This is a genomic window from Desertivirga xinjiangensis, from assembly GCF_024436435.1.
Lineage (GTDB): Bacteria > Bacteroidota > Bacteroidia > Sphingobacteriales > Sphingobacteriaceae > Desertivirga > Desertivirga xinjiangensis.
In genome coordinates, this window is the sequence record NZ_JAFMZP010000006.1 from 193,636 (window position 1) to 219,388 (window position 25,753).

At 41.5% G+C, this 25,753-nt stretch carries 25 protein-coding genes; 14 read left to right on the forward strand and 11 right to left on the reverse strand.

Going from position 1 to position 25,753, the window contains the following annotated elements:
- Positions 1-93: 93 nt before the first annotated feature.
- Positions 94-747 (forward strand): ankyrin repeat domain-containing protein, encoded by a 654-nt coding sequence (locus J3P37_RS16135; protein ID WP_256012380.1) that lies wholly within the window; start codon positions 94-96, stop codon positions 745-747.
- Between the two features lie 86 nt (positions 748-833).
- Here the strand turns inward: J3P37_RS16135 and J3P37_RS16140 are convergent, their stop codons facing one another.
- The 3 genes from J3P37_RS16140 to pyrF are packed head-to-tail and all read right to left on the reverse strand — an operon-like array spanning position 834 to position 3,226.
- Positions 834-1,055, reverse strand: coding sequence for a PspC family transcriptional regulator (locus tag J3P37_RS16140; protein ID WP_256012381.1), 222 nt, complete (start codon positions 1,053-1,055; stop codon positions 834-836).
- Positions 1,056-1,057: 2 nt separating this feature from the next.
- Complete coding sequence (locus tag J3P37_RS16145) at positions 1,058-2,338, reverse strand: DUF2851 family protein (RefSeq protein ID WP_256012382.1); 1,281 nt, start codon at positions 2,336-2,338, stop codon at positions 1,058-1,060.
- A 60-nt stretch (positions 2,339-2,398) separates the two neighbouring features.
- A complete protein-coding gene (pyrF, locus tag J3P37_RS16150) occupies positions 2,399-3,226 on the reverse strand; it encodes an orotidine-5'-phosphate decarboxylase (protein ID WP_256012383.1) in 828 nt (275 codons plus the stop codon).
- Positions 3,227-3,456: 230 nt separating this feature from the next.
- Here pyrF and rho point away from each other — a divergent pair, with 230 nt between their 5' ends.
- Both rho and pssA read left to right on the forward strand, forming a co-directional pair.
- Positions 3,457-5,103 carry a transcription termination factor Rho gene (gene rho, locus J3P37_RS16155; protein WP_256012384.1) on the forward strand — a complete coding sequence of 549 codons (1,647 nt, stop codon included), beginning with the start codon at positions 3,457-3,459 and terminating at the stop codon, positions 5,101-5,103.
- 100 nt (positions 5,104-5,203) lie between these two features.
- Complete coding sequence (gene pssA, locus J3P37_RS16160) at positions 5,204-5,926, forward strand: CDP-diacylglycerol--serine O-phosphatidyltransferase (protein ID WP_256012385.1); 723 nt, start codon at positions 5,204-5,206, stop codon at positions 5,924-5,926.
- A 27-nt stretch (positions 5,927-5,953) separates the two neighbouring features.
- Here the strand turns inward: pssA and J3P37_RS16165 are convergent, their stop codons facing one another.
- Positions 5,954-6,331 carry an Hpt domain-containing protein gene (locus tag J3P37_RS16165; RefSeq protein ID WP_256012386.1) on the reverse strand — a complete coding sequence of 126 codons (378 nt, stop codon included), beginning with the start codon at positions 6,329-6,331 and terminating at the stop codon, positions 5,954-5,956.
- A 64-nt stretch (positions 6,332-6,395) separates the two neighbouring features.
- The gene (gene folK / locus J3P37_RS16170; protein WP_256012387.1) at positions 6,396-6,875 is read right to left on the reverse strand and encodes a 2-amino-4-hydroxy-6-hydroxymethyldihydropteridine diphosphokinase; all 480 of its coding nucleotides are present in this window, start codon (positions 6,873-6,875) and stop codon (positions 6,396-6,398) included.
- A gap of 78 nt (positions 6,876-6,953) precedes the next feature.
- Here folK and sppA point away from each other — a divergent pair, with 78 nt between their 5' ends.
- Entirely contained in the window at positions 6,954-8,720 is a 1,767-nt protein-coding gene (gene sppA / locus J3P37_RS16175) for a signal peptide peptidase SppA (protein WP_256012388.1), read from the forward strand.
- Between the two features lie 46 nt (positions 8,721-8,766).
- Here the strand turns inward: sppA and J3P37_RS16180 are convergent, their stop codons facing one another.
- Positions 8,767-9,846, reverse strand: a complete 1,080-nt coding sequence (locus J3P37_RS16180; RefSeq protein WP_256012389.1) for an AI-2E family transporter — start codon at positions 9,844-9,846, stop codon at positions 8,767-8,769.
- A gap of 105 nt (positions 9,847-9,951) precedes the next feature.
- On the opposite strand from J3P37_RS16180, the gene J3P37_RS16185 reads away from it, so the two are divergent.
- From J3P37_RS16185 to J3P37_RS16195, 3 genes are read left to right on the forward strand one after another with little or no spacing between them, the layout of a single operon-like run.
- Positions 9,952-11,634 carry a DNA polymerase/3'-5' exonuclease PolX gene (locus J3P37_RS16185; protein ID WP_256012390.1) on the forward strand — a complete coding sequence of 561 codons (1,683 nt, stop codon included), beginning with the start codon at positions 9,952-9,954 and terminating at the stop codon, positions 11,632-11,634.
- Positions 11,631-12,587, forward strand: a complete 957-nt coding sequence (locus J3P37_RS16190; RefSeq protein WP_256012391.1) for a glycosyltransferase family 9 protein — start codon at positions 11,631-11,633, stop codon at positions 12,585-12,587. The genes J3P37_RS16185 and J3P37_RS16190 overlap by 4 nt, the downstream gene beginning before the upstream one ends.
- 33 nt (positions 12,588-12,620) lie before the next feature.
- Positions 12,621-13,121, forward strand: coding sequence for a SixA phosphatase family protein (locus tag J3P37_RS16195; RefSeq protein ID WP_256012392.1), 501 nt, complete (start codon positions 12,621-12,623; stop codon positions 13,119-13,121).
- A gap of 11 nt (positions 13,122-13,132) precedes the next feature.
- Here the strand turns inward: J3P37_RS16195 and dprA are convergent, their stop codons facing one another.
- The 4 genes from dprA to J3P37_RS16215 are packed head-to-tail and all read right to left on the reverse strand — an operon-like array spanning position 13,133 to position 16,569.
- Complete coding sequence (gene dprA, locus J3P37_RS16200) at positions 13,133-14,227, reverse strand: DNA-processing protein DprA (protein WP_256012393.1); 1,095 nt, start codon at positions 14,225-14,227, stop codon at positions 13,133-13,135.
- Positions 14,227-14,859 (reverse strand): 16S rRNA (guanine(527)-N(7))-methyltransferase RsmG, encoded by a 633-nt coding sequence (rsmG, locus tag J3P37_RS16205; protein WP_256012394.1) that lies wholly within the window; start codon positions 14,857-14,859, stop codon positions 14,227-14,229. The genes dprA and rsmG overlap by 1 nt, the downstream gene beginning before the upstream one ends.
- The gene (locus tag J3P37_RS16210; protein ID WP_256012395.1) at positions 14,849-15,463 is read right to left on the reverse strand and encodes an RNA polymerase sigma factor; all 615 of its coding nucleotides are present in this window, start codon (positions 15,461-15,463) and stop codon (positions 14,849-14,851) included. The genes rsmG and J3P37_RS16210 overlap by 11 nt, the downstream gene beginning before the upstream one ends.
- Positions 15,454-16,569: a glycosyltransferase gene (locus J3P37_RS16215; RefSeq protein WP_256012396.1), complete on the reverse strand. Its 1,116-nt coding sequence runs from the start codon at positions 16,567-16,569 to the stop codon at positions 15,454-15,456. Before J3P37_RS16215 ends, J3P37_RS16210 begins: the two co-directional genes overlap by 10 nt.
- 107 nt (positions 16,570-16,676) lie before the next feature.
- On the opposite strand from J3P37_RS16215, the gene tgt reads away from it, so the two are divergent.
- The 5 genes from tgt to J3P37_RS16240 all read left to right on the forward strand — a co-directional run bounded on the left by tgt (position 16,677) and on the right by J3P37_RS16240 (position 23,466).
- Complete coding sequence (gene tgt / locus J3P37_RS16220) at positions 16,677-17,807, forward strand: tRNA guanosine(34) transglycosylase Tgt (RefSeq protein ID WP_256012397.1); 1,131 nt, start codon at positions 16,677-16,679, stop codon at positions 17,805-17,807.
- A 4-nt stretch (positions 17,808-17,811) separates the two neighbouring features.
- Positions 17,812-18,900 (forward strand): LptF/LptG family permease, encoded by a 1,089-nt coding sequence (locus J3P37_RS16225; RefSeq protein WP_256012398.1) that lies wholly within the window; start codon positions 17,812-17,814, stop codon positions 18,898-18,900.
- A gap of 5 nt (positions 18,901-18,905) precedes the next feature.
- Entirely contained in the window at positions 18,906-19,829 is a 924-nt protein-coding gene (locus tag J3P37_RS16230; RefSeq protein ID WP_256012399.1) for a DMT family transporter, read from the forward strand.
- Between the two features lie 649 nt (positions 19,830-20,478).
- The gene (locus tag J3P37_RS16235) at positions 20,479-23,124 is read left to right on the forward strand and encodes a TolB-like translocation protein (protein WP_256012400.1); all 2,646 of its coding nucleotides are present in this window, start codon (positions 20,479-20,481) and stop codon (positions 23,122-23,124) included.
- Positions 23,125-23,172: 48 nt separating this feature from the next.
- On the forward strand, positions 23,173-23,466 hold the full coding sequence (locus J3P37_RS16240) for a hypothetical protein (protein ID WP_256012401.1): 294 nt from the start codon (positions 23,173-23,175) through the stop codon (positions 23,464-23,466).
- A 2-nt stretch (positions 23,467-23,468) separates the two neighbouring features.
- Here the strand turns inward: J3P37_RS16240 and ispE are convergent, their stop codons facing one another.
- Positions 23,469-24,272, reverse strand: coding sequence for a 4-(cytidine 5'-diphospho)-2-C-methyl-D-erythritol kinase (gene ispE / locus J3P37_RS16245; protein WP_256012402.1), 804 nt, complete (start codon positions 24,270-24,272; stop codon positions 23,469-23,471).
- Positions 24,273-24,372: 100 nt separating this feature from the next.
- Between ispE and J3P37_RS16250 the strand changes: the two genes are divergently transcribed.
- Positions 24,373-25,167, forward strand: coding sequence for a thymidylate synthase (locus J3P37_RS16250; protein ID WP_256012403.1), 795 nt, complete (start codon positions 24,373-24,375; stop codon positions 25,165-25,167).
- Between the two features lie 10 nt (positions 25,168-25,177).
- The gene (locus tag J3P37_RS16255) at positions 25,178-25,669 is read left to right on the forward strand and encodes a dihydrofolate reductase (protein ID WP_256012404.1); all 492 of its coding nucleotides are present in this window, start codon (positions 25,178-25,180) and stop codon (positions 25,667-25,669) included.
- The last annotated feature ends 84 nt before the right edge of the window (positions 25,670-25,753 follow it).

The following is a 25,753-nucleotide window of genomic DNA, read 5'->3' on the forward strand; positions in this document are numbered from 1 at the left end:
TTATAAATTACATGGTGTAGGAACCTGTTTTTTATTAAAGCTACAAATTTTAGTTGCACAAGGTATCTACTTTTTTATTAATATTGTTATTAGATGAGCCAGACAGAATTAATTGAAGAGTACATTCAAACGGGAAATCAGGCAGATTTGAGCCAATTGTTACAGGCAAATCCGGAAATCGCCAACAGCAATACAAGCTTTAATGTATCCCCTTTGATGCTTTCTTGTTATTATAAAAAACCCGAGATATCATCAATATTATTAAAATATGTGCGGGGCCTGAGCATACATGAAGCAGCTGCAATCGGTAAGCCCGAGTATCTGGTACCTATCCTAAACAACCGGCCAGACCTGATCAATTCCTTTTCCCGGGATGGGTTTACGCCGCTTGGCCTTGCGTGTTATTTTGGGCATGAAGACGTTGCCAGGCATCTTTTATTAAAAGGTGCAGATGTTAATTTACCATCACAGAACGGTTATAGTGTATACCCTCTCAATTCGACCACCGCAGCGAACAACAATGACATTACAAAAATGTTACTGGAAGCAGGAGCCGAAGTAAACGTAGCACAAAGCTCTGGTCTCACACCCCTGCATTCTGCTGCGCAGCATGGCAATATTGAAATACTGATCCTGCTGCTGGAGGCCGGCGCGAACATCGATGCCAGAACAGAGAGTGACAAAACACCGGCAGATGTTGCTCTTGCAAGTGGACATCTGGAGATTGCGAGAATACTGGAAGTTTAAGAATTTAAACCCGATCGAGCATAAATTTGGAAAGGAGTTGATTTCACTAAGCAATGAACAGCTAACCCTTTAACTCTAAGCTTAAGCTAAAAGTCCCAGATGCGGGTACGGATGCGTTTCATATAGTTACGGATGCCCAACACAAAGGCGGCGCAGAAATAAAAAATCAGGGGAAAACCCACAGCCAGAAAAGACGAGTAGATAAAAAACAAACGAATTTTAGAGATAGACATGTCGAAACGTTCACCAAGGTATGTTGATACTCCAAAAGAGCGCTTCTCGAAATATTCAAGTATTTGCTGTATCATATTTATACTACCTTTATAATCTTTGCTCCGATTGCACAAGTTACACATTTTTTCTGATCGCAGTAATATTTCTTTAACTGCAGCAAGGCCTGCGAATCGGCAGCCGTATCTGTCTTTATCCCTAAACTCTTAAACCGATTAATGATTTGATTTGTTTCAGGAGGCAGGTTTTCCAGCACTTCCAGCGCCCGGTTTATCAGCTGCTGGTCTCCTGTATACTTACCGTAACTGAACAGGGAAATAACGACAGTGTTCAGTAGAATATTATGGATCGAATCTAAGCCGAGGTCTGTGCAAACCTTTTCTGACATCTTTCCGAAACGATAATGCTTTTTCCAATAGTCATTTACAGGCAGGTCCCGGAAAATGGAAACGATGTCTTTGCTGTTGCTCATGTGAAGTATCCTGGAAAACAGGTGCTGCGATTTTATGATCAGGGCAGCAAACTGAGCCAGGCGGATGGATGGAAAATTTTGAGGGCGCAAACGCATAAATTTCCATAAATACATATCAACCGGTTTTAACTGATATTTGCGCTGAAGATGAACATACTCTTTTTGTAAAGTAAGAGAATAATCATCCTGGGGATTCTTAAGAAATCCTGCCTGGCCAAATACCAGCGCTTCGATCTGTCTTGCACTGTTCTTGTGTTTTGCGAGGATCTGTTGCGGCAGCGATCTGGCCAGCAATTCAAAAGGTACAGCATTCGTTTTAAACCCGAGATTCCTGGCTAAAAGCCAGTAGAAAACATCATCCCAGCTTCCCTTACATTCATTCAGTAAATTCAACACAAAGGTTGACTTATCTTCAAGTCGTTCGACAAGTACCCGGGCTAACCAGCTTCCATAATGAGCACGTTCTACATTGTGCAATATCTTTTCGCAAGGGATCCAGGAGAGGTTTCCAATCAGATCTTCATATCTTTGCTCTAAACCGGGAAGAATATGTTCCTTAAGCACAAATGTAACTATCCGGGTGCCATCACTTCTCAAAACTGTCCGGTCGTTGTCATACACAACATGCAGTATAACATTGTTATAGGATTCATCTGATGTATGATCATGCCTGTCCCAATCTGATGACTTTATATGAATTTCAACGTTGCCCACCCACACGGTATCAGCGATACGGATCTTCACATTTTCAAAATCGGCTCCTGCATGAGTATTGTGAAAACCAGGTGATATTATTTCGAGCGGCTCATCAAAATCAGTAAACAACTCTTTATGATTGAAGAGACGATACTTCCATACAAAGTGCAAGAAATCTTCATTAAAGGTCATTCTAAAGAACTAAAAAGACCTTTAAATATAGAAGAATTGCTTACACAACAGCAATGATCTTTACCAGATATTTTTCAGGGCTTCTGCCATATCCTTCTGAACTTTCAAAGCTTCAGCACGGGCAGCTTCAGCAAAATTCTGATCAGATGCTGCATAGATAATTGCGCGCGAGGAATTCACAAGTAAACCGCAGTCTTTATTCATTCCATATTTACAAACCTCTTCCAAACTTCCGCCCTGCGCGCCCACACCCGGTACCAGCAGAAAATTATCAGGGGCATGCTTACGAACAGTTAAAAAACCTTCTCCCCGCGTGGCGCCAACTACAAACATCAGCTGATCAGCACCTGCCCAGGTATTAGCGGTTTTTAATACCTTTTCGAAGAGCATTTCATTTTCAGTAACCTGTGTATACTGAAAGTCGGCACTGCCTCCGTTAGATGTTAAGGCCAGAAGTATCACCCATTTATTGGCTGACTTAAGAAAGGGTTTCACTGAATCTGAACCCATATAAGGAGCAACAGTTATTGAATCGAAACTCATCCCTGACGAATTTTCGTTAAAGAATGCCTCGGCATACATTTCTGACGTATTACCAATGTCCCCTCGCTTTGCATCGGCAATACTAAAAGCTTCTTTAGGGAGGTATTTCCAGGTTTTAATCAGGCTTTCCCATCCTTTTACACCACGGCTTTCATAAAATGCGGTATTGATCTTATATGATACACAAAGATCTTTTGTAGCGTCAATAATATGCCTGTTAAATTCAAAAACTGGATCTTCGGCATCCAGAAGGTGTTGGGGAATCTTTTTTATATCCGTATCCAGTCCGATACACAAAAACGATTTCTTGCTTTTTATTTGTTCAATCAGTTGTTTCCGTTCCATAATTTAAGCTTGTCAAAGTAACCAAAAACAATTCCCCCGGTAAAAACTTTTTTTATTTTTTGCTATTATCAAATTAATACAGTACAATTGTGGCGTTATCTCAAAATTTTATCTTCCTATTCGAAGAAAAAATCATCTCAATTTTCTTGACGACATTGGTGATATCTTTTTCTCAGAGTACTGATAAATTCTTATTTGATTAAAAAAATCCAAAATAATATTTCAATTAAATGGTGAACAATACAGAATTGAACGATAAGCTTGTATCAGAGCTTCGTGAGATTGCGAAATCGTTCGGCGTTGCAGAAGCAGACTCCCTACGTAAACAAGAATTAATTAATAAAATTACTGAACAACAAGCTCTTATTGCTGCAGCACGCGAAGCAAGTCCTGATGCTCAGGCAGAAGAGGCAGAAGCCGATCCTAAACCAAGAAAGCGCACCCGCACAGTAAAGGCTAAAGCAGAAGCATCCACTGCAGTTGCAGATACTAATATTCAGAGTGAAACTCTTTTTGATACTGATAGCAGTCCGAAAACAACAGCTTCGGAAAGCCAGACAGATAGTTCTGTTGCTACTGAAGCTTCTCCAAGGGAGCGCCAGCAGGAAAGAGGCCAGCGTTTTGAAAAACGCTTTACTCCTCAGGCCAGAAACCAGGAAAGAAGTCCGGAAAGAACTACAGAGAGGACTTCTGAGAGACCCTCTGAGAGAGTACAGGAGAAACCTGTTGAAGTGCAGCAAAGTCCGGCTACAAGCCTTGACTTTGATAATGTAATAGCGAATGAAGGTGTATTGGAGATCATGCCTGATGGCTATGGTTTTTTAAGATCATCTGACTATAACTACCTGACCTCTCCTGACGACATTTATGTATCTCAATCGCAGATAAAGCTATTTGGTTTAAAGACCGGTGACACGGTTAGAGGAAGTATCAGACCTCCCAAAGAAGGAGAAAAATACTTTCCTTTGGTAAGGGTTGAAGCCATCAACGGCAGAATTCCTGCTGAAGTAAGAGACCGGGTGCCTTTCGACTACCTCACTCCTCTATTTCCAACAGAAAGACTAAATCTTTTTGCTGATACCAGCAATCAGTCGACCCGCATCATGGATCTGTTTACTCCGATCGGTAAAGGTCAGCGTGGTCTTATCGTTGCTCAACCTAAAACAGGTAAAACAATCTTGTTAAAAGATGTGGCTAACGCTATCGCAAAAAATCACCCTGAGGTTTACCTGATCATCCTGTTAATCGATGAGCGCCCCGAAGAGGTAACTGATATGGCACGTAGTGTACGTGCAGAGGTTGTTTCTTCTACCTTTGATGAGCCGGCTGAGCGCCATGTAAAGATCGCGAATATCGTTCTTGAAAAGGCAAAACGTATGGTAGAATGTGGCCATGATGTAGTTATCCTTCTTGATTCTATTACGCGCTTAGCGAGAGCTTATAATACTGTGGCGCCAGCTTCAGGCAAGATATTATCAGGTGGTGTGGATGCCAACGCATTGCACAAACCTAAGCGCTTCTTTGGTGCTGCCCGTAACATCGAAGACGGAGGGTCTTTAACTATTCTAGCGACAGCATTGATTGATACCGGCTCAAAAATGGATGAGGTTATCTTCGAAGAATTCAAGGGTACGGGTAACATGGAGCTTCAGTTAGACAGAAAGCTTTCTAACAAACGTATCTTCCCTGCTATCGACCTTACCGCTTCAAGTACGCGGCGTGATGATCTTCTCCTTGACAGGGAGACGCTTCAACGAATCTGGATACTTCGTAATCACCTTGCTGATATGAACTCCCAGGAGTCAATGGAATTCCTGCTCAGCCAGATGAGAGGAACCAAGAGCAACGAGGAATTTTTGGTTTCGATGAATAGTTAATCGCATCAACCTGATAAAAGCGCATAACGGATACCGTCTATGCGCTTTATTGGTTATATAAGACCTGTTAGTCGCGATCACCATTAATGCAGATTAATAAATGAAAAAACATATACCTAATGCGATCACCTGCCTGAATCTGCTTTGCGGATGTTTGGGTATAGTGTTCGCTTTTGACACTTCGCTTATAGATAAAGGCTTCGAAAATATCATCTACGCCGGTTATACTATACTGTTGGCGGCAGTTTTTGATTTTCTGGACGGATTGGTGGCGAGAAGCCTTAATGCCTATTCCGAAATCGGAAAGGAGCTTGATTCGCTGGCTGACATGGTAAGCTTTGGTGTATTACCCTCCGTAATCGTGTACCACCTCTTTCTTGAGGCTGACCAGATAACAGATTTAAGCAGATACCTGAATTTTTCGGCCTTCGCCATTGCCATATTTTCTGCGCTACGGTTAGCGAAGTTTAATACGGATGTACGGCAAAATGAAAACTTCATAGGTTTGCCTACACCTGCAAACGCTATGCTTATTGCATCACTGCCTTTAATAATTGCACATTCCGGGCCCTTTTGGCGAGCGTATATTCTCAACCCCTTCTTTTTATTCATATTCAGTTTGGGGATGAGCTTTTTATTGGTAATGGAGTTGCCTCTTATCTCTCTTAAATTCAAGAACTTAGATTACAAAGAGAACTTACTGCGCTATATTTTAATACTCTCGGCAGCCGTCCTGATCCTAATTTTCAAATTCGCCGCCGTTCCGATTATTATATTTATATATATAATATTATCAATTATTCAATTCAGATTTATAAGATAAGACTGACCAAAGAAGAAATAAAGGCGCTTAGAGTTTCGCCTTTATTTCTTCTTTGATTTTATTGAGATCTTCGTAAAGCCCGGCGCACTTCTGATTTAAGGAACTAAACATATCTGGTATTTCAGAAACGTTTTCCATAGCACGTGCCTTCCTTTCAATTTCAGCCATACTTTCCTTTGCTTCGTTTATTCCTATAAATGCAAGTGTCGGTTTTATCTTATGAGCCATATCTCCAACTCCTTTCCAGTCGTTAGCTTTAATTGCCTGCTCCAGCTGGTCAAAATAGACAGGGGTTTGCTCAATAAAAATATCGATCATATCTATGATGAATTCCCCGCTACCACCGGCAACGTCATTAAGGTATGTAAGATCTATTTCAAACCCTCTATTGTTTGTTTCTGCCATTGCTATCTGTTCTATATGTGTTGTGGGTAATAGATTTCACTTGTTTTGCAAAGCAAATCTAAACCTATACTTTGTGTACGGATAATTCATCAGTAAGTTCAAGAGCTATTATACTTATTGTTTTGTGCAGCACCGGATGTTCAAAATCAGGAGCTATCTCCAGCATCGGCATAACAGCGAAACGTCTTTCCTGGAAATAGGGATGCGGGACAGTAAGATCGGGTTCGTTAATAATAGAACTCCCGTAGAAGAGAATATCAATATCAATGATCCGCGAACCCCATTTTTCCAGCCGCTTTCTACCCAACAGGTTTTCAATCTCTAGTAACTCTTTCAAAACCTTCAAAGCACTCATGCCCGATTCAATACAGATTACCTGATTGAGAAAATGCGGCTGTCCGGTTTTCCCCCACGACTCCGTCTCATATAGTGAAGATTTCTGAAGGATATCACCCACCCTTTCTGAAATTGCTTCGGCCGCTTTATGCAAAACTTGATCGCGCTCACCTAAATTGCTCCCTAATAATAAATAAATGCGCTGCATAAACCTTATAAGCCTTGTAACGTTTCAAATATATTTATATCTAACGTATACTTGCATACAATATTTAGTTTAGCGTCAATGAAAAGTTTTTTTAAAATGGCATTAGCCTCTATGGTGGGTATCATTGTCTCGTTCTTTATACTACTCATCGTGATGATTTTGATTGTCGGCGTAATCATATCTTCTGCAGAGGACGAGAAAGTACGGGTGTATTCCAATTCGGTGCTTCACATGCCATTAAATCATCCGATAATTGAAAGAGGTACAAAAGGTCCCTTTGATAATATAGATATTGGTGGAATTGGTGCCAGCCGCAGCATGGGGCTCAATGATATTCTGATTTCTATTAATAATGCTAAAAGTGATGATAAAATTAAGGGCATTTACCTGGATCTGACAAACATTCAGGCCGGACTTGCCACTTCAGAAGAGATTAGAAATGCCTTGCTCGACTTTAAAAAATCCCGAAAATTTATTCTGGCGTACAGCGAAGTCTATACTAAAGACTCGTATTACCTGGCATCAGTGGCGGATAAAGTATACCTTAATCCCGAGGGTATCCTCGAGTTCACCGGGTTCAGCTCCGAGCTGATGTTTTTTAAGGGTGCACTTGAAAAACTGGAAATTGAGCCGCAGGTAATAAAGGTGGGTACCTATAAGAGTGCCGTCGAGCCTTTTATACTCGATAAGATGAGCGAAGCAAATCGCCAGCAGGTGACATCGTTTCTCGGTTCAATGTATGATCATTACTTGCAGAGAATATCTGCAAGCCGTAACGTTCCAAAAGATTCTTTGTTTAGTATCGCTAACCAGCTCAAGGTAAAGACTGCAGCTGACGCATTTACTTATAAACTGGTGGATGGCTTACGTTATAAGGACCAGATTTTAGATGAACTGAAGTCGAGAACGGGAACGGATAAGGATAAGGATGTCAAATCGGTTACGTTAGCCAGCTATATAAAAAATAACGAGCGAGAAGATGGTGATTTTGATACCCGTATTGCTGTGGTTTACGCCTCCGGTGACATTAACAGCGGAGAAGGCGACGATGAAAGCATTGGTTCTGAGCGTATCTCCCGGGCAATCCGAAAAGCCCGAACCGACGAGAAAGTAAAGGCTGTTGTGCTTAGGGTTAATTCGCCGGGCGGAAGTGCTTTAGCATCGGATGTTATTTGGCGTGAAGTGGTTTTGACGAAAAAAGTAAAACCTGTGATCGTTTCCATGGGTGACCTGGCGGCGTCAGGGGGCTATTATATTTCCTGCGCTGCCGATTCCATCTTTGCTCAGCCTAATACCATCACTGGTTCCATCGGGGTATTCGGTATCATACCGAATATGCAGAAATTTTTCAATAATAAACTTGGAATTACTTTCGACCGTGTGAAGACGGGCGAGTATGCCGACCTGGGAAGTGTTGCCCGGCCATTGACTGAAACGGAAAGGCTTGTCATTCAGAAGGAAGTAAACCGAATTTATAACTCTTTCACAAAAAGAGTTGCGGAAGGACGCAAAAAAACACAACAATACGTCGATGAGATTGGTCAGGGACGTGTTTGGAGCGGCTCTGAAGCTCTGAAAATAGGGCTGGTTGATAAGCTGGGAGATTTTGATGATGCAATCCGCTCTGCTGCCACCATGGCAAAGATTAAGGATTATAGGATTGTCTCTTATCCAATCCAAAAAGATCCCCTGGATGCGTTTTTTGACAAGTCAGGCGATGATATCAGGGAGTATTTTGCCAAACAAGAACTGGGAGATCAGTACCAGTATTACCAAAAAGTGAAAGCTGCCTTAAGGTTTAAAGGGGTTCAGGCAAGAATGCCGTTTGATGTAGTGGTGAGATAGAGAGTAGTAAGTTAAAAGTTATAAGTTCAGTGCGCAGACTTATAACTTAAAACTTAAAAAACGCTTTCACCTTGTCTATCCAGGGGCTTTCCCTTTTGGGTTTATCTTCACCGATAAGGTACCCGTAAGGTTTTAATGGCTCAATATTATCACAGATGATCTTAAGCATTCCTAACAATGGTATTGCGAGGACTAATCCGGCGATGCCCCAGAGTAATTCGCCGACAACCAAAGCTATGATAGTGAACAGAGGATTTATATTCACCTCAGCACCAACTACCATTGGCTCTATGATGTAACTCTGAATAAACTGAACCAACAGATAAATTGCTACCACCCCAATTATCATACCTCCACCGCCACCCTGGGTAACTGCCATCAATACTGTTATGCTTGTACCAGTTAAGTTACCTACAAAAGGAACTATCTCCAACGTACCACATAAAACGGCAAAGAACAGCGCGTTTTTTATTCCAACCGCCGAAAAGCCTATGCCGTATAGTATCCAGAGCATCACAATCATCGTAGCCATTCCTGATAAATATTTGTAGGATACCTGTGTGGTATCATGAAGCACCTTTTCGGCCCTTGAAAGATTCTCCGCTGGAACCAACTTTAATATAAACTTTTTCAGATGGCTCCTGAAATAGATAAAGATAAATGTATATACCAGCACAAGAACAAGATTCACCATCATTCCCAGTGTATTAGAAAGTAATTTTGTCATGCCCCCACCACCTTTGGGTTGCGACGACTCCAAAAACTTTTTCTGCTCCGCTTCTGTGATGCCCAGTTTGTTGTGAAGTAACCTCTGTATCTGATGTAACAATTCGGAGAGCTTCTGTTGCATTTCCGAAAAGTCTTTTGCGATGCCTGAAATTTGCCACACAAGCAAGGCGATGATTCCAGACACAACCAGTAACAACATTAATAAGCTAATGCCTGCAGCAAATGGCCGGCTCAGTCCTCTGCTTTCTATGCGCTTACTCAGAGGAAGCAATAACATAGAGATGATAGCGGCAAGCGTGAAAGGGATTAAAAACGGCCGGGCAAAATACAGTCCGGCAAAGACGAGGAACAAAAAAATAAGAAAATTTGCCGATCTGTTAAGCGAAGGGTTATGCATAGAAAAAATATTTATCAATTTATATCATTATATGTGGGAAACATGAAAAGAACAGCAGATGTTTTTGGCGCGGGATAAGGGATATGTGTATTTTTGAATCTTAACATGGAAAATAAAACCATAGCGAGAACTTTAAGGCTTCTAAGCCAGCTGATGGAATTACATAATGAGAATTCCTTTAAAGTTAAATCAATGGCTGCTGCAGCCTTTAAAATTGATAAGCTGCCTTTTTCTGTTGCACAGAAAAACCTTGAAGAAATTGAGAAGATTGACAGTATCGGTAAAAGCACTGCGTCAAAGATCAACGAGCTGATTAAAACCGGAGTTATCGCCGAACTGCAGAGCTTATTTGAAAAGACTCCACCAGGCGTTGTTGAAATTATGAGCATTAAAGGGTTGGGTCCCAAAAAAGTGCTTACTATCTGGAACGAACTGGGAATTGAAACTGTGGGAGAACTTTATTACGCCTGCAATGAAAACCGGCTTATTGAAGCGAAAGGTTTCGGGTTCAAAACTCAGGAAGAAATCCGAAAGGCCATTGAGTTTAAAATTGCCAGTAATGGACGGTTCCTATACCGTCAGGTTGAAGAAATTGCTGAACCTCTGCTATTAGACTTAAAAAAGGTGCTGCCCGGACAATTAATTTCTTTTACGGGTGATTACCGTCGGAAATGTGAAATTGTCGACGGCCTGGATGTCCTTATCGGCTGTCCTTTGAACGAGGATATCATCGCAAAGATCCATAGCCTGAGTTTCCTGTCATTGATTAAAACTGACGGTAAGAGAATTGAATCTGAGCATTCCACCGGAATTAAAATCTATCTTGATTTTTGCGGGCATGAGGCCTTTTATTCGGAGCTTGCATGGAAAACGGGCACAGCGGAACATCTCGCCGAACTTAAAAGTCGGCTGAAAGAGGTTCCACTTGTCGTTTCATCCGAAAAAGACCTTTATTTGAAGGCCGGCCTACCTTTAATTGAACCAGAGCTGCGAGAAGGCAGGAACGAATTTGAACTGGCCGACAAGGGAATGCTGCCAAAACTGGTGGAATGGGACGATCTGAAAGGCACGCTGCACAGTCACAGTACCTGGAGCGATGGGGTTCATACCTTAGAACAAATGGCCCTTTACTGCCGGGATAAACTAGGACTTGAATACATGGGAATCAGCGACCACTCAAAGACAGCAGTATATGCCAAAGGCCTTTCTGAAGAGCGTGTACTTGCTCAGCATCAGGAGATAGACCAGCTTAACGGGAAGATCAGTAATTTCAGAATACTTAAGGGCATTGAGTCTGACATACTTTTTGACGGTTCGCTCGACTATCCGGATGAACTTTTGGCTACTTTTGATTTCGTTATTGCTTCCGTTCACTCGGCATTTAAAATGAACGAAGAAAAAGCCACCAGCCGTTTAATTAAAGCGATTGAAAACCCTTACACAACTATACTTGGTCACCCCACCGGACGACTCCTGCTCTCCAGGAAGGGCTACCCCATCAACTATGAAAAAGTAATTGATGCCTGTGCTGCCAACCAGGTCATCATTGAAATAAATTCGAATCCCTTACGTTTGGATATCGACTGGAGATGGCATCAGTATGCGCTCGAAAAAGGTGTAATGCTTTCTATAAACCCGGATGCACACAGCATAAAAGGTTTTCATGACACTCATTTTGGAATCCTGGCGGCCAGAAAGGGTGGCGTATCAGCATCCAACTGCCTAAATGCCTTAAACCTTGAAGCAATCACAGCTTACTTAAAACAAAAACGAGGGATAAAAGCTTGAAAATATTGATCATCCGGTTCAGCTCTATTGGAGATATTGTACTTACCACCCCGGCAATACGTTGTATCAAGCAACAAATACCCGCATGTGAAGTCCATTTCCTTACTAAAAGTTCATTTCACACGGTATTGGCAAATAATCCTTATATCGACAAATTACATTTTCTTAAAAAACCGCTCGCCGTCACGCTGGACGATCTCAGAGCAGAGCACTTTGATTATGTGATTGACCTCCATAACAATATCCGCACAAGGATTATTAAGTTTAAGCTTGGTGTAAAGTCATCGGCTTTTGATAAGTTAAATTTTCGAAAATGGCTATTGGTAAACCTCAAGGTCGACATTATGCCCGAAAAGCATATTGTAGACAGATATATTGAGACGGCCTCTTTTCTTGGAGTAAAGAACGATGGTAAAGGTTTGGACTATTTCCTGGAGGAAGAGCACGATCTCACTGTTCTACTGCCTCAAAGTCACCAGCAATATACAGGCCTTGTAATAGGCGCCCAGCATGCTACCAAACGCCTGCCAACTCATAAGCTCATTGAGGTATGTCAGCGCATTAAAAGTCCGGTAGTATTACTTGGCGGTAAGGAAGACAAAGAACGAGGAGCGGAAATTGCATCCGCCAGCGGCGTTCATGTGTTCAATGGTTGTGGGAAATTCACATTAGACCAATCTGCTTTTTTAGTCAGGGAAGCTCAATTGATTATAACGCATGATACCGGCCTCATGCATATAGCAGCTGCCTTCGACAAGCCAATCACTTCTGTATGGGGAAATACTGTACCTCAGCTAGGCATGTACCCCTATAAAACAGGTCAGCTAAAAATTGCGGAAGTAAAAGGCCTAAGCTGCAGGCCCTGCTCAAAAATAGGTTATAAGAAATGTCCAAGGGGCCATTTTAAATGTATGAATGATCAGGATATTGAAGCCATAGCTTCGGGCTTTTAAAACTTTTTTAGCACATTCACCCTTTATGACTTTATGAAGCAACTCCTTTTGGTTCGTCATGCCAAGTCCGACTGGGCAGATATCAACCTCGCTGATTTTGATCGCCCCTTGAATAACAGGGGACATAATGCTGCACCTGAAATGGCTGAACGCCTTTTGAAAAAACATATCATTCCGCAACATATTGTAAGCAGCCCGGCACTAAGAGCTTATACAACTTCAAAGTATTTCGCAAAAACGTTTGGAATGGACAAAAGCGAAATAGAATTACGACCTGATATTTACGAGGCAAGCCCCGATACACTGTTGCGTGTGATAAATCAACAGGAGAACAAGTTTGATTTCATTGCTCTTTTCGGTCACAACCCTTCTATCACCACCCTGGCAGTTGGTTTATGCGGCTGTCATATTTTTAATATGCCTACTTGCGGAATGATCCTGATAGAGTTCCCTTTTGACGATTGGAAACTGGTCAGCTACGGTACTGGGGAGCAGAAATTATATGATTATCCAAAAAACTCCGGAGAGGACTGAAGCAAAAAATACTACAGCAGTCTGTAGATCTTTCCAGGCAGCGCTACCACTATTCCCTGCATTTCTAATGCGAGTACAGTTATTGCAAGTTTGCTTTGCGGCATGTTTGCCTGTAAACTAAGGACATCATACGCCAGGCTGCCCTTTACTTTCAGAATATCTACGATCTTTTGTTCATCAGCAGATAAATTCAGGTCGAGGCTGATCTGCTTCGCAGGTAAATATTGTTTGTCCGTTGCCCAACCCATTATATACATGAGATCATTAGGATTAGTCATCAGATTGGCTCGATGGGTTTTAATAAGATAATTACAGCCTGCAGAGAATTCATCGTTCACTCTGCCGGGATAAGCAAAAACGTCCCTGTTATATGAATTTGCGAGTTCAGCTGTAATCAGGGCTCCACCTGTCAGGCTGGCTTCAACAATAATCGTGGCATCGGCCATGCCTGCAACGATACGGTTACGTTTGGGAAAATTCTCCCGGTCAGGATTGGTTTCCGAGGTAAACTCTGTTAATAAACCACCGTTACTGATCATTTTTTCTGCAATAGCCCGGTGCTGGGCGGGATAGATCCGGTCCAGCCCGTGTCCAACAACGCCAATGTTAGGTATCCCTGCTTTCAGACATGCTTTATGGGCTATGCCATCGATGCCGTGGGCCAACCCGCTAATGATCAATATGTCCTGTTGTTTCAGGCTTTCCACCAGAGATTGCGTAAGTTCCTTCCCATAGGGAGTGGCCCGGCGCGTACCAACTATGCTGACAATTTTCTTGCTGTTCAAATCAGCCGTCCCTTTATAGTAAAGCACCATCGGCGCATCATAGCAGTTCTTGAGTCTTGCGGGATAGGAAACGGAGGTATAGGTAAGTACATCAATTTTATACCGCTGTGCAAAGGCAAGTTCTTTTTCGGCGCGGGCAAACGCCTGTTGTTTGAGGATGCTGTCGGCAGTTTTTACGCCGATTCCCGGAACAGCTGTAAGCTGAGCTTTTTTTGCTTTAAAAATCGCTTCTGCCTCTCCAAAATGATCTATCAGGGAGCGTGCCGTGACGGCCCCTATTCCAGAGGTTAGAGATAAAGCTATTTCATAAAAACCGGACATTATTGCGCTGGGAAATACACTACATATTTAGTATCAAAAAAATCCTCGTCAAAATAAGAGTTTAATGGCAGCAGCTGAATATCCTTCAGACGGGCTGCATTTAATTCCTGCTCCAGATCTCCCCCCTTTAGATACAATACACCGTTGGGAAGAACATTACGCGACTGCCTGTTAAATTTATCCCTCACCCAGGGATAAAAATCTCTAAGCTGAGTTACCGCCCTGGATACAATGAAATCAAACTTATCATCGATCTGCTCAGCACGAGCATGACTCGCCTTAAGATTCTTCAGGCCAATGGCTTTTGAAACTTCGGAAACAACTTTAATTTTTTTTCCGATTGAATCCACAAGATGAAATTCTGTTTCAGGAAATAATATTGCCAGTGGAATGCCCGGGAAGCCGCCTCCTGTGCCAACGTCCATCACCTTTTCTCCCGGTAAAAACTTCAACGCCCTGGCAATGCCCAGTGAATGAAGGATATGTCGCAGGTACAAGCTCTCAATATCTTTCCGGGAAATCACATTGATTTGAGAGTTCCATAACGTATAAAGTTGTTCAAGCTGATTAAACTGTTCCTTCTGCGTATCCGTCAGACCGGGAAAATATTTAAATATAAGATCAGAAGTCACTTCCTGGGGTTTTCTTCCTGCGATTAATAATATTAGACAATAGATCTCTCGCTCTGAAAAGCTGAGCTTTCACAGTACCCAGCGGTAAGTCTAATTGCTGGGCAATTTCCTCATACGATTGTTCTTCGAAATAACGTAAGACGATCAGGGTTTTATAACGCTGAGGAAGCTTATCAACAATAAACTTGAGCTGTTCCTGCTGCTGCTTTTTTATGGAGGTTTCCTCGGGGTTTAAAGAATCTGATTTGATCTGCAAAGGCCTGTCATCTCCTTCGTCGTCTACCATAGAATTGATAGAAACCAGACTTACTCTCTTTTTACGGATAAAATCTATACAATTGTTGGTTGCTATACGAAATAGCCAGGTACTAAAAGCGAAGTCAGGTTTATATTTTTCGATGTTTTCAAAAGCCTTTCCAAATGTCTCCACCGTGAGATCCATAGCATCATCCTTGTTATTGACCATCTTCAATGCCATGAAATATATCGAGTCTTTGTAACGCTGCATTAACTCGGCATATGCCTTTTGGTCTCCCACTTTTGCTTTTCCAACCAGATTGAAATCGTTAAGCGCATTTGCCGAAAAATTCGGGTTTACTTCCATTTGACTGTTTTCCTAAATGACGAAATTATGCTAAGTACGAGTATATAAAAATTATAAATCAAATCCAATGCCGGAAGCCACCAAATTAGATCTTTATAACTAAGCCTCTTAAATACAGGATAATAAATAACAACCTGGGCGAGCAGCCGGATACAATAAAATGAAGAAATTACATACCATTGTGCATTTAGTAGCAAAAGCAATACAAGCAGTACATAAAAAGCAATGCCTGATCCGGCCTGAAAACTTAGCATCCGCTTATGTTCGGCCTTATAAGCCTTGCCTGCTCCCATATGTCTTATTTTTTGCGACAGGTACGATCTGAATGTTGCTTTAGGCTCCGTCCATACATGTGTTTCCGGATGGATTTCTATTACAGTGTTTAGGGAATTTGCATTTTGATTTACAAAAAGATCGTCGTCGCCCGACGGGATATGCATATGTGAGGCAAAACCTTTTCCCCGGAAAAACAGGGATTTTGTATAAGCCATATTGCGACCTACCCCCATATAGGGTTTCCCGGCAAGAGTGTATGATAAATAATTGAGAGCAGTAAAAAACGTTTCATAACGTATAAGCTTATTCAGGATACCCGGTGTGCTATTGTAAGGAGAGTAGCCGAGAACTATCTCCGTAGAATCTGAAAAATTTTGCTGCATTTGTTTTAACCAGTTCATCGAGGCAGGGCAACAATCCGCATCTGTAAATAACAAATGCTCATATTTAGCTGCTTTAATTCCCAAAGTCACTGCGAATTTCTTCCCATGTTTAAAACGTACGTGCTCTGTGATAGTAACAACTTTAAGGTGGGAATATTTCTGTGAAAATCTGCGGAGAAGGAGATCAGATTCGTCAACAGAACAATCGTTGACTACAATTACTTCAAAGTCAGGATACTCCTGTTCCAGAATATATGACAAATTCTTCTCCAGGTTTCTTTCTTCATTTCGGGCGCAAACGATTATTGAAACCGGCCGCTCCATAGGGCTTTTTTCTTTGGCCTTGTAGTTCCTCAGATTCCTATGAACTACTATAATATAGTATAGCTGTAAAAAAAAGGCTAATTGAAAGAGCGCAAAAACTGTGATATATAGATAGTCTGCCAAATTTTAATTTTTAGAACAAGCCGCAAAGGTCTGATTTTTACTTAATATTTTTAACATGCATATTTTAAAACTAAAGCCCGGCGTAATTTGCTATTTTTGCATCCTTAATGAAATTTCAACTACAGGCTTCAGATAAATTCTCAAAAGCAAGGGCTGGAGAAATCACTACAGACCACGGCAGCATAAAAACTCCTATTTTCATGCCAGTAGGAACTGCCGGCACGGTAAAAGCCATTCATCAGCGCGAGCTTAAAGAGGATATTAAGGCACAGATCATTCTAGGAAACACCTATCATCTTTACCTTCGGCCAGGTTTAAACACCATTGAACAAGCAGGAGGTCTGCACCGGTTTAATGGATGGGATAAACCTATTTTGACGGACAGCGGTGGTTACCAGGTGTATTCTTTAACCGAAGTAAGAAAGATAAAAGAAGAAGGGGTAACTTTCCGTTCACATATTGACGGATCTAAACACCTTTTCACTCCTGAAAATGTGATGGACATACAGCGGACCATTGGAGCTGATATTATCATGGCCTTTGATGAATGTACACCTTATCCTTGTGAATATCAATATGCCCGTAAGTCAGTGGATATGACGCATCGCTGGTTAAAACGGTGCTGTGATCGTTTTGATAGTACCGAACCAAAATACAATTACTCGCAAAGCTTTTTTCCAATTGTCCAGGGTTCCGTTTATAAAGACCTTCGTAAAAAGTCGGCCGAAGTAATTGCTTCATTTGAGCGGGAAGGTAATGCTATCGGAGGTTTATCTGTTGGCGAACCCGCAGAGGAGATGTATGCAATGACAGAAATTGTCTGTGATATATTGCCTGAAAGCAAACCGAGATATCTTATGGGTGTTGGTACGCCGGTAAACATCCTGGAAAACATCGCTTTAGGTGTAGATATGTTCGATTGTGTTATGCCTACCAGAAACGCCCGGAATGGAATGCTTTTTACGAAGAACGGTATTATCAACATAAAAAACGAAAAATGGAAAAATGATTTCTCTGCTATTGAGGAAGACAGCGACCTCTTTTCTGACATAAATTATTCCAAGGCATACCTGAGGCATCTGATCACATCTAAAGAAATTTTAGGGGCGCAGATTGCTACACTTCATAATTTGCATTTTTATATTTGGCTTGTTACTGAGGCAAGGGAAAAGATTATTGCAGGTGATTTTTACGACTGGAAAAATAAAATGGTAAAAATCCTGGCACAGCGTTTATAGAACTATGTTTAAACACATCAAGTTAATTGACAGATATATCATCGGAAAGTATTTGGGTACCTTCTTGTTTACTATGATCATTTTCTCAGTGGTCATCGTAATATTTGATGTTTCAGAAAAGCTTGATGATTTCTACAAGAACAATGCCCCTCTTTCAAAAGTAGTATTCCAATATTATGCGGGCTTTGTTCCGTTCTACCTGAACTTCCTATCGCCCCTGATCAACTTTATAGCAGTTATTTTTTTTACTGCTAAGATGGCCGATCAAACCGAAATAGTTCCTATCCTAAGCAGCGGAGTCACATTCAGAAGATTTCTCTGGCCCTATTTCCTCTCTTCCTTTGTGATCTTCGCCGTAACGTTGGTGTTCAACCTCTTTATTATACCGGAGACCAATCAGCTGAAGGTCGACTTTGAAAATATCTACATCAAGCCTCAGAAAGACAACAACAAAATGTACACGCATATGCAGCTGGATCAAAACACCTACGTGTACATTGAAAACTTCGATAACAATCAGAAAATAGGCTACAAGTTCTCCCTTGAAAAATTTAAGGGTGATGAACTGGTTGAAAAAACGATGGCGGAACGCATTGTGTGGGACTCTGTAAAGAGAAACTGGAACATGGAAACATATTCCGTAAGAAAGGTGGATGGGCTTAAGGAAAGCATGGCCTACGGGGAGAAAAAGCGTATCAAAATTGATATGCGACCGACAGACTTTGAACTGTTTGACAATATCTATGAGGCCATGAACATGAACGAACTGAACAGCCGCATTGAAAAGGAGAAGATCAGGGGAACCGGAGTTATGGAAAGATTGCTTCTTGAGAAATATAAACGATTCATTAACCCATTCTCGGCATTTATCCTCACCCTTATGGGAGTTTCCCTGTCATCCCGAAAGGTACGCGGAGGCGTTGGCTTACCGCTGGGTATTGGTATATTCTTAAGCTTTACCTATATTCTTTTTAATCAGTTCGCCACAATGTTTTCGCTGAAAGGCAATCTTCCCCCATTAATCGCCGTATGTATCCCAAACGTAATTTTTGGAATTCTAGGTCTCTACCTTCTGGCCAAAGCGCCTAAATAAATCTTATGGATCAAGAGTCTTTCAGGCACCGCAACCGTAACTTGCTGGTACTACACTTTACTGTCTTCGTATGGGGCTTTACGGGCATCCTCGGAGCACTTATATCAGTTAACGCAACGCACCTCGTATGGTATAGAGTATTGATAGCCGTAATAAGTTTGTGGCTTTGGTTCAAATATAAAAAAACCAACTATAAGCTGAGCTGGAATTCCCTGATCACACTTTTTTCAACTGGAGCAATTGTTGCCTTACACTGGATACTCTTCTTTTATGCCATCAAGCAGTCGACCGTATCAGTAACACTTGTATGCCTGTCTTCTTTAAGCCTTTTCACTGCATTTCTTGAGCCATTGATCAATCGATCCAAAGTTTCAAAATTAGACATCGGTATCGGCTTGCTGATCATCACAGGGATCTATATTATTTTTGAATTTGAATCAAAATATACCATTGGAATTATCTCTGGCCTGGTTAGCGCAATATGTGCTAGTTTGTTTTCAATCATCAATTCGAAACAGATAAAAAAGCATGAGGCACCGGTAATAAGTTTCTATGAACTTATGGGTGCACTGGTTTGGATCAGCATTTTCCTTGCTGCCGTCGGAGGCTTCAACAAAGCCATGAAACTGAATGAAAGTGATGTCTTTTACCTGATCGTTTTAGGCACCATATGCACTTCATTAGCATATGTAGCCGGGGTATCAGTAATGAAAGAATTATCAGCGTTCCGGGTGGCACTAATAACAAACCTTGAGCCTATATACGGTATTCTGCTTGCCTTTTTATTCTTTGGAAAAGACGAACAGATGAGCTTCCACTTCTACCTCGGAGCCGCTATCATTTTGATCGCGGTATTTGCTCACCCCTTGCTCCACAAACATTTTGAAAAGCAAAAAAATAAAGCAAAATATATTCCTGACGGACAGTAATATTATCAGCTTAACCCTTCCCGGATCTTATCTATTTTCACTTCTTATACGCGATCAAAAAGCATTCAACTGACAGGAAAAATCCTCAGAATTGGAAGGTTGTTAGAACTTATATCCTAGTCCTTAAAGCTTTTTACTGGTCAACAGCGGGGATAAAATCAGGAAACGCCCAAGAATATATCGGCCCCACAATCTTTTCAGCTTAGCCCAATTAATCGTCTAGAAAGAAGCAATTGGCAATCAAATTTTTATTTGATCCCATATATCGATACATTTGGTAAATATGCAGCCTAGACTGTAACAATTTAAGTGCTTTAAATCGATACATTTTCGAATAATTTTTATAATACGATTCTCTTAATCAAATATTTAATCGAATCAACCTGAATTTAAACTACAATAGAGGATACATCCAAAACCAGCAAATTACTAACAAAGTTAGCAATCAAGTAAAATGACTTTTAAATCGACATATAAAAACCTAAAAATCAAACAATTAACCATTATCATATCAATTATTCTATCAAACGAAGCAATCGCCCAAATTTTTTCTGCAAATCAGAACCCTCCTACTCTCAACTGGCGTCAAATAAACACAAAAAACTTTCAAATAGTTTACCCGTCAGAGTTTGAACCGGAAGCAAAAAGAATGGCAAATGTTTTAGATAAACTAATTTTAAGAGTTAGCTATTCTCTAAATAAAGACCCCAAAAAAATAAGTATATTCCTACAAAATCAGGGCACGAGTTCTAACGGTTTTGTTCAATTGGCACCAAGGCGCTCCGAGTTTTTCACGACACCTTCTCAGAGCTTTGATTATCAAAATTGGCTGAACAGTCTGGCCGTACATGAGCTACGTCATGTAGTGCAATTTGACAAACTTACAGGTAAATATAACAGTCCTCCTTTTGAGTCAATTGCGCTCGCTGTTTTTGGAATTATACTTCCTCCATGGTTCTATGAAGGGGATGCCGTAACTATCGAAACGGCACTAAGTGGCGCGGGAAGAGGACGACTTCCGGAGTGGAGTTTAGCTATCCGGACAAACACCTTAAGCGAGAAAAAATTCAGCTATTCAAAAGACTTCTTCGGTTCTTTAAAAGACTTCACCCCCGGTTATTATCAACTGGGATTCTTTATGAACAGTAAGCTCAGAAGAGATTATGGAAGAGGAATTATGGATAGTATATTTACCCGTATTTCTCAGTTCCCTATCCGCCCTTATAACCTGAGTAACTCAATAAAAAAATTCACTGGGTTAAACACACGGCTGCTGCATGACTCGACAGTAAGCGACTTAGAAAGCCTTTGGAAGCAACAGTTAAGTAAGGTACAATATCAGACATATGTTTCCCTGAATGGAAGAAAAAATAAAACACCCGAAAGCTACCTTTTGCCGGTATCAATTCCAGGGGACAAAGTATTGTTCCTTCTCGACAGCAAAGCAAATCCTCCGGCGATTTGCCTGTTGGATAAAAGTGACAAAGTCAGCAACCTTATCCGGATTGGATACCAGGAAGTACCTTGGTTCAATTATGCTGCGGGAAAAGTTGTCTGGGATGAATTCCGGTATGATAAGCGGTATCAGCAGAGATCTTTTAACGTCATAAACATCTACGATCTTAGCACATCCAAAGCAAGGCAGCTTACGCATAAAAGCAGACTCTTCGCTCCGGTATTATCGCCCGACGGAAAAATAATAGCGGCGATCAAGGTAGCGCTCAATAACCAGGTCCAGCTGGTTGAAATAGATGCAGAAACGGGAGACGAAATCCGACAGTATACCAGTCCAGGAAACAATATGCTTCAGATGCCTTCATTCGATGCCAGCGGAAAAAAGATCGTTGTAGTAAGCGTGGCAAGCACCGGAAAAACATTACTTGAACTTAACCGCAGCAGCGGAGAATTCACCCAGGTACTTCCTATCCAGCTCCAGGAGATACTAAAGCCTGTATACGCAGAAGATCAGATTGTCTTTAAAGCTCACTTCAACGGAATCGATAACCTTTACCGGTTTAATCCCGCAGACAAAGAGATCTATCAGATCACTTCAGCCAGGTTCGGAATTCATCATCCTTCATATGATGAGGGACAACAGCGGTTACTTTTTAACGATTATCAGGTTCAGGGTTATGATATTGCCTCAGTCAAATGGCAGCCGGACGGTGGGGAAAAAATCTCTAAAATCCCGACCACTTATGTTAATTATGCAGCTCCGCTTAGTTCTCAGGAGGGTGGATCAAATGTTTTTGACTCTATTCCAAGTTTAGATTTTAAGTCCAAACCATACAGGGAACTTTCTAACCTCTTTTATTTTCACAGTTTTTATCCTGTAACGGACGACAATGCCAGGGGCTTACAGATCCAGTCAGATAACAAACTCAATACCCTTAATTTCTATACAGGCTACCAGTTCAATACCTCGCTTAGAAAAAGCGAGTATATTGCAGGATTTTCGTACAGACGCTTCTACCCTATTCTTAATGTGGATTATATCAACCGGGCAAGGCTGATAAACAGAAGAGCTGTGGTTAATGGGCAGACAGTGCTAACGCCTGTAACATGGCGGGAAAACGAAATCAAAACTGAGACGAACGTTCCTTTCACCTTCAACCGCTTTAACTATACCTATTCAACCGGAATTAAAGCAGGCACGAGTTATACCAACAGGTATGCCGTAAGTCAGCCCTTTCCGGCGCTTGTAGAAAAGATCAGCTTCCCTATGCACTACCAGATATACGCTGGCAGAAGCAGCAGAAGAAGCGCAAGGGACCTGGCGCCTAAATGGGGGCAAAGTTTCAACCTTACCTACCGGCACTTTCCGTTCGACAACGTTTTAGTGGGAGATCTGCTAGTGTTCAAAAGCTCGTTCTTTTTCCCGGGAATTCACAAGAATCACTCCTTTCAGGCAGCATTCAACTGGCAGCATGGAGCCGGCGATTATCAAAACACTATTGATATTCCAAGGGTAAGTGGATACACTTACATGAGCGCTATTGGTAATCCTTACAATACTTTGTTTTTAAATTACAGGTTGCCTCTGTTTTACCCTGACTGGGAACTTGGTCCGCTTGCATACATCAAGCGTATTAAAGCGGGCCTGTTTGCTGATTTTGAAAACGTCGGTCATGGCAATTCATTTTCTCCCCGCTCATACGGAGTGGAGTTAAGAGGAGACATGAACCTGCTGCGATTCTACCTGCCAAATTTTGACCTGGGGGGCAAACTGGTTTTCATTAATGAGAAGGCCAATCACAAACCTGTATTCGAATTAATCAGCACTTACAGTTTTTAAGTTTTATTTACGTATTTTTAAAATGGGACCATTATAATCACAGAGTGTATGAACGCAAAAACAATTTTTATTATAGCAACAACAGCATTGCTGACTCTTATCCTGGCGCAGAATGCTGATGAAATGGACTTTTGGCTATTTGGCACTTACAAGTTTTCTAAGCTGGTTGTTCTTGCCTCTGTTTTCGGGGTTGGCTTTGTGTTGGGGATGGTCGCGCGTTCGCCGGGTAGAAAACAATCCAGACAGGCTGGACCAGCAAATGCCTATTCTGAAGAGGAAATGGAAGAATTACCTGATAACCGGTCAAAGTTAAGCGACGAAGACAGGGATTATATTAATTAGGCTTACATCCCGTAAAAAACCTGGTTGTTTTTTTCAAGGCCGGGAAGCTCTGCCGGATCCTTGAATATTCCGTATACAGCAGCGCCGCTACCACTCATCGAAGCGTATAAAGCACCTGCTTCGTATAGCGCCGATTTTATCCCACGAATGGATGGGTGATTTTTAAACACCGATTCCTCAAAATCATTTTTGATCTGCCCCTTCCATTGATCTATCGGCAGGCCGATCAGATCCTTTAAACTAAAAGGAGGCGTCGCAGGTTTTACACCACGATATGCCTCTCCTGTAGATACATGTACAGGAGGCATCACCAGAATGATGTAGTATCTAGACAAGTCGAGTGTTATAGAAGTAAACTCGTCTCCCTTTCCACTAGCAAATACAGGTTGATTGCGAATAAAAAAGGCACAATCTGCTCCGAGTTGCCTTGCATAGTCTTCCATTTTCTCGATGCTCAAACAGAGATTAAACTTCTGGTCTAAGAGTTTAATAAAAAAAGCCGCATCTGCCGATCCACCACCCAGACCCGCCCCAATTGGAATTGCCTTATGAAGATGGATTGCCAACCCGGGAACAGAATAGTCTTTACGGATCAGATCGAGGGCTTTAAGACAGAGATTTTCATTAGCGTAGCCCGGAATTTCGATTCCTGTTGAAGTAAATGCAAACTCATCTGATTCAATCGCTTCGAGCGCATCCTTAACTTTTACAGGATAGAAAACCGTTTCCAGATTGTGATAACCATCACTTCTCCGGCTTATAACATTCAGACCTATATTTATTTTAGCGTTGGGAAAGACGATCATTTTTTTCAACAATAAATGTTTTTTCCATAATTGTAGGACGGTAAAAATACATTTATTTCCTTTGTAGCCAAGAGCGGGTTGTATTCGCTTTCCCTAATACATGAAACAATATCTTGATTTAATGCAGCATGTGCTGGATACGGGCACACAAAAACATGACCGTACAGGCACAGGAACGATTAGTGTTTTTGGATATCAGATGCGTTTTAACCTCGAAGAAGGTTTTCCGATGGTTACTACCAAAAAACTTCATCTCCGTTCTATTATCCATGAGCTGATCTGGTTTTTAAAGGGTGATACCAATATCCGGTACCTTAAAGAAAATGGCGTAAGTATCTGGGACGAATGGGCAAATGAAAAGGGGGAACTGGGCCCTGTATATGGATACCAGTGGCGTTCGTGGCCAACTCCGGATGGAAGACATATCGACCAGATCACGCAGGTGATTACCCAGATTAAAAACACTCCTGATTCAAGAAGACTAATCGTCTCGGCCTGGAATGTAGCCGAAATTGAAAACATGGCACTCCCTCCCTGCCACAGTTTTTTCCAATTCTATGTGGCTGATGGAAAACTCAGCTGCCAGTTATACCAACGAAGTGCAGACATCTTTTTGGGCGTACCTTTTAACATCGCATCTTATGCTTTGCTCACTTTAATGGTTGCTCAGGTTTGTAACCTAAAACCTGGAGAGTTCATTCACACCCTGGGGGATGCACACTTGTATAATAACCATCTTGAGCAAACCAGGCTCCAGTTAAGCCGCGAACCGAAACCATTGCCGACAATGAAGCTCAACCCCGAAGTCAAAAATATCTTTGATTTTAAATTTGAAGACTTTACATTGGAGAACTACCAACATCACCCTCATATCAAAGCGCCGGTTGCCGTTTAGTAAAAAGACAATGTCAAAAATCATATCTGCAGTAGTTGTTGTAGATGCCAATAATGGCATCGGAAAAGAGAATAAACTGTTAGTGCATTTCCCGGCTGATCTGAAGCGATTCAAGAATATTACTACTGGACATAGCATTGTTATGGGCAGGAAAACTTTTGACAGTATGGGACGTGCACTGCCAAACCGTAGAAACATTGTGATAAGCAGGCAAGCCGATCTGGTAACCGAAGGAGCCGAAATTGCCCGCTCGCTGGAAGAGGCTTTGAATTTATGCAGGGATGAGGATGAGGTGTTCATTATAGGAGGAGCCGAAATATTTAAACAGGCGTTCGCTATCACCGACAGGATATACCTTACACGAATCCATAAAAGCTTCGAAGCCGATACCTTTTTCCCGGATATAAGCAATCGGAGCTGGCGGGAAGCAGAGAGAACCGACTTTCAACCTGATGAAAAAACGCCATTTTCCTACTCCTTTATTACTTACCAAAAGCGGTAATATAAGCCTCCGACGATTTCTATACTAAAAGAATTTTATAAATTAAAAATTTACTTAGATTTGCCGTCTTATCAGAACTATATC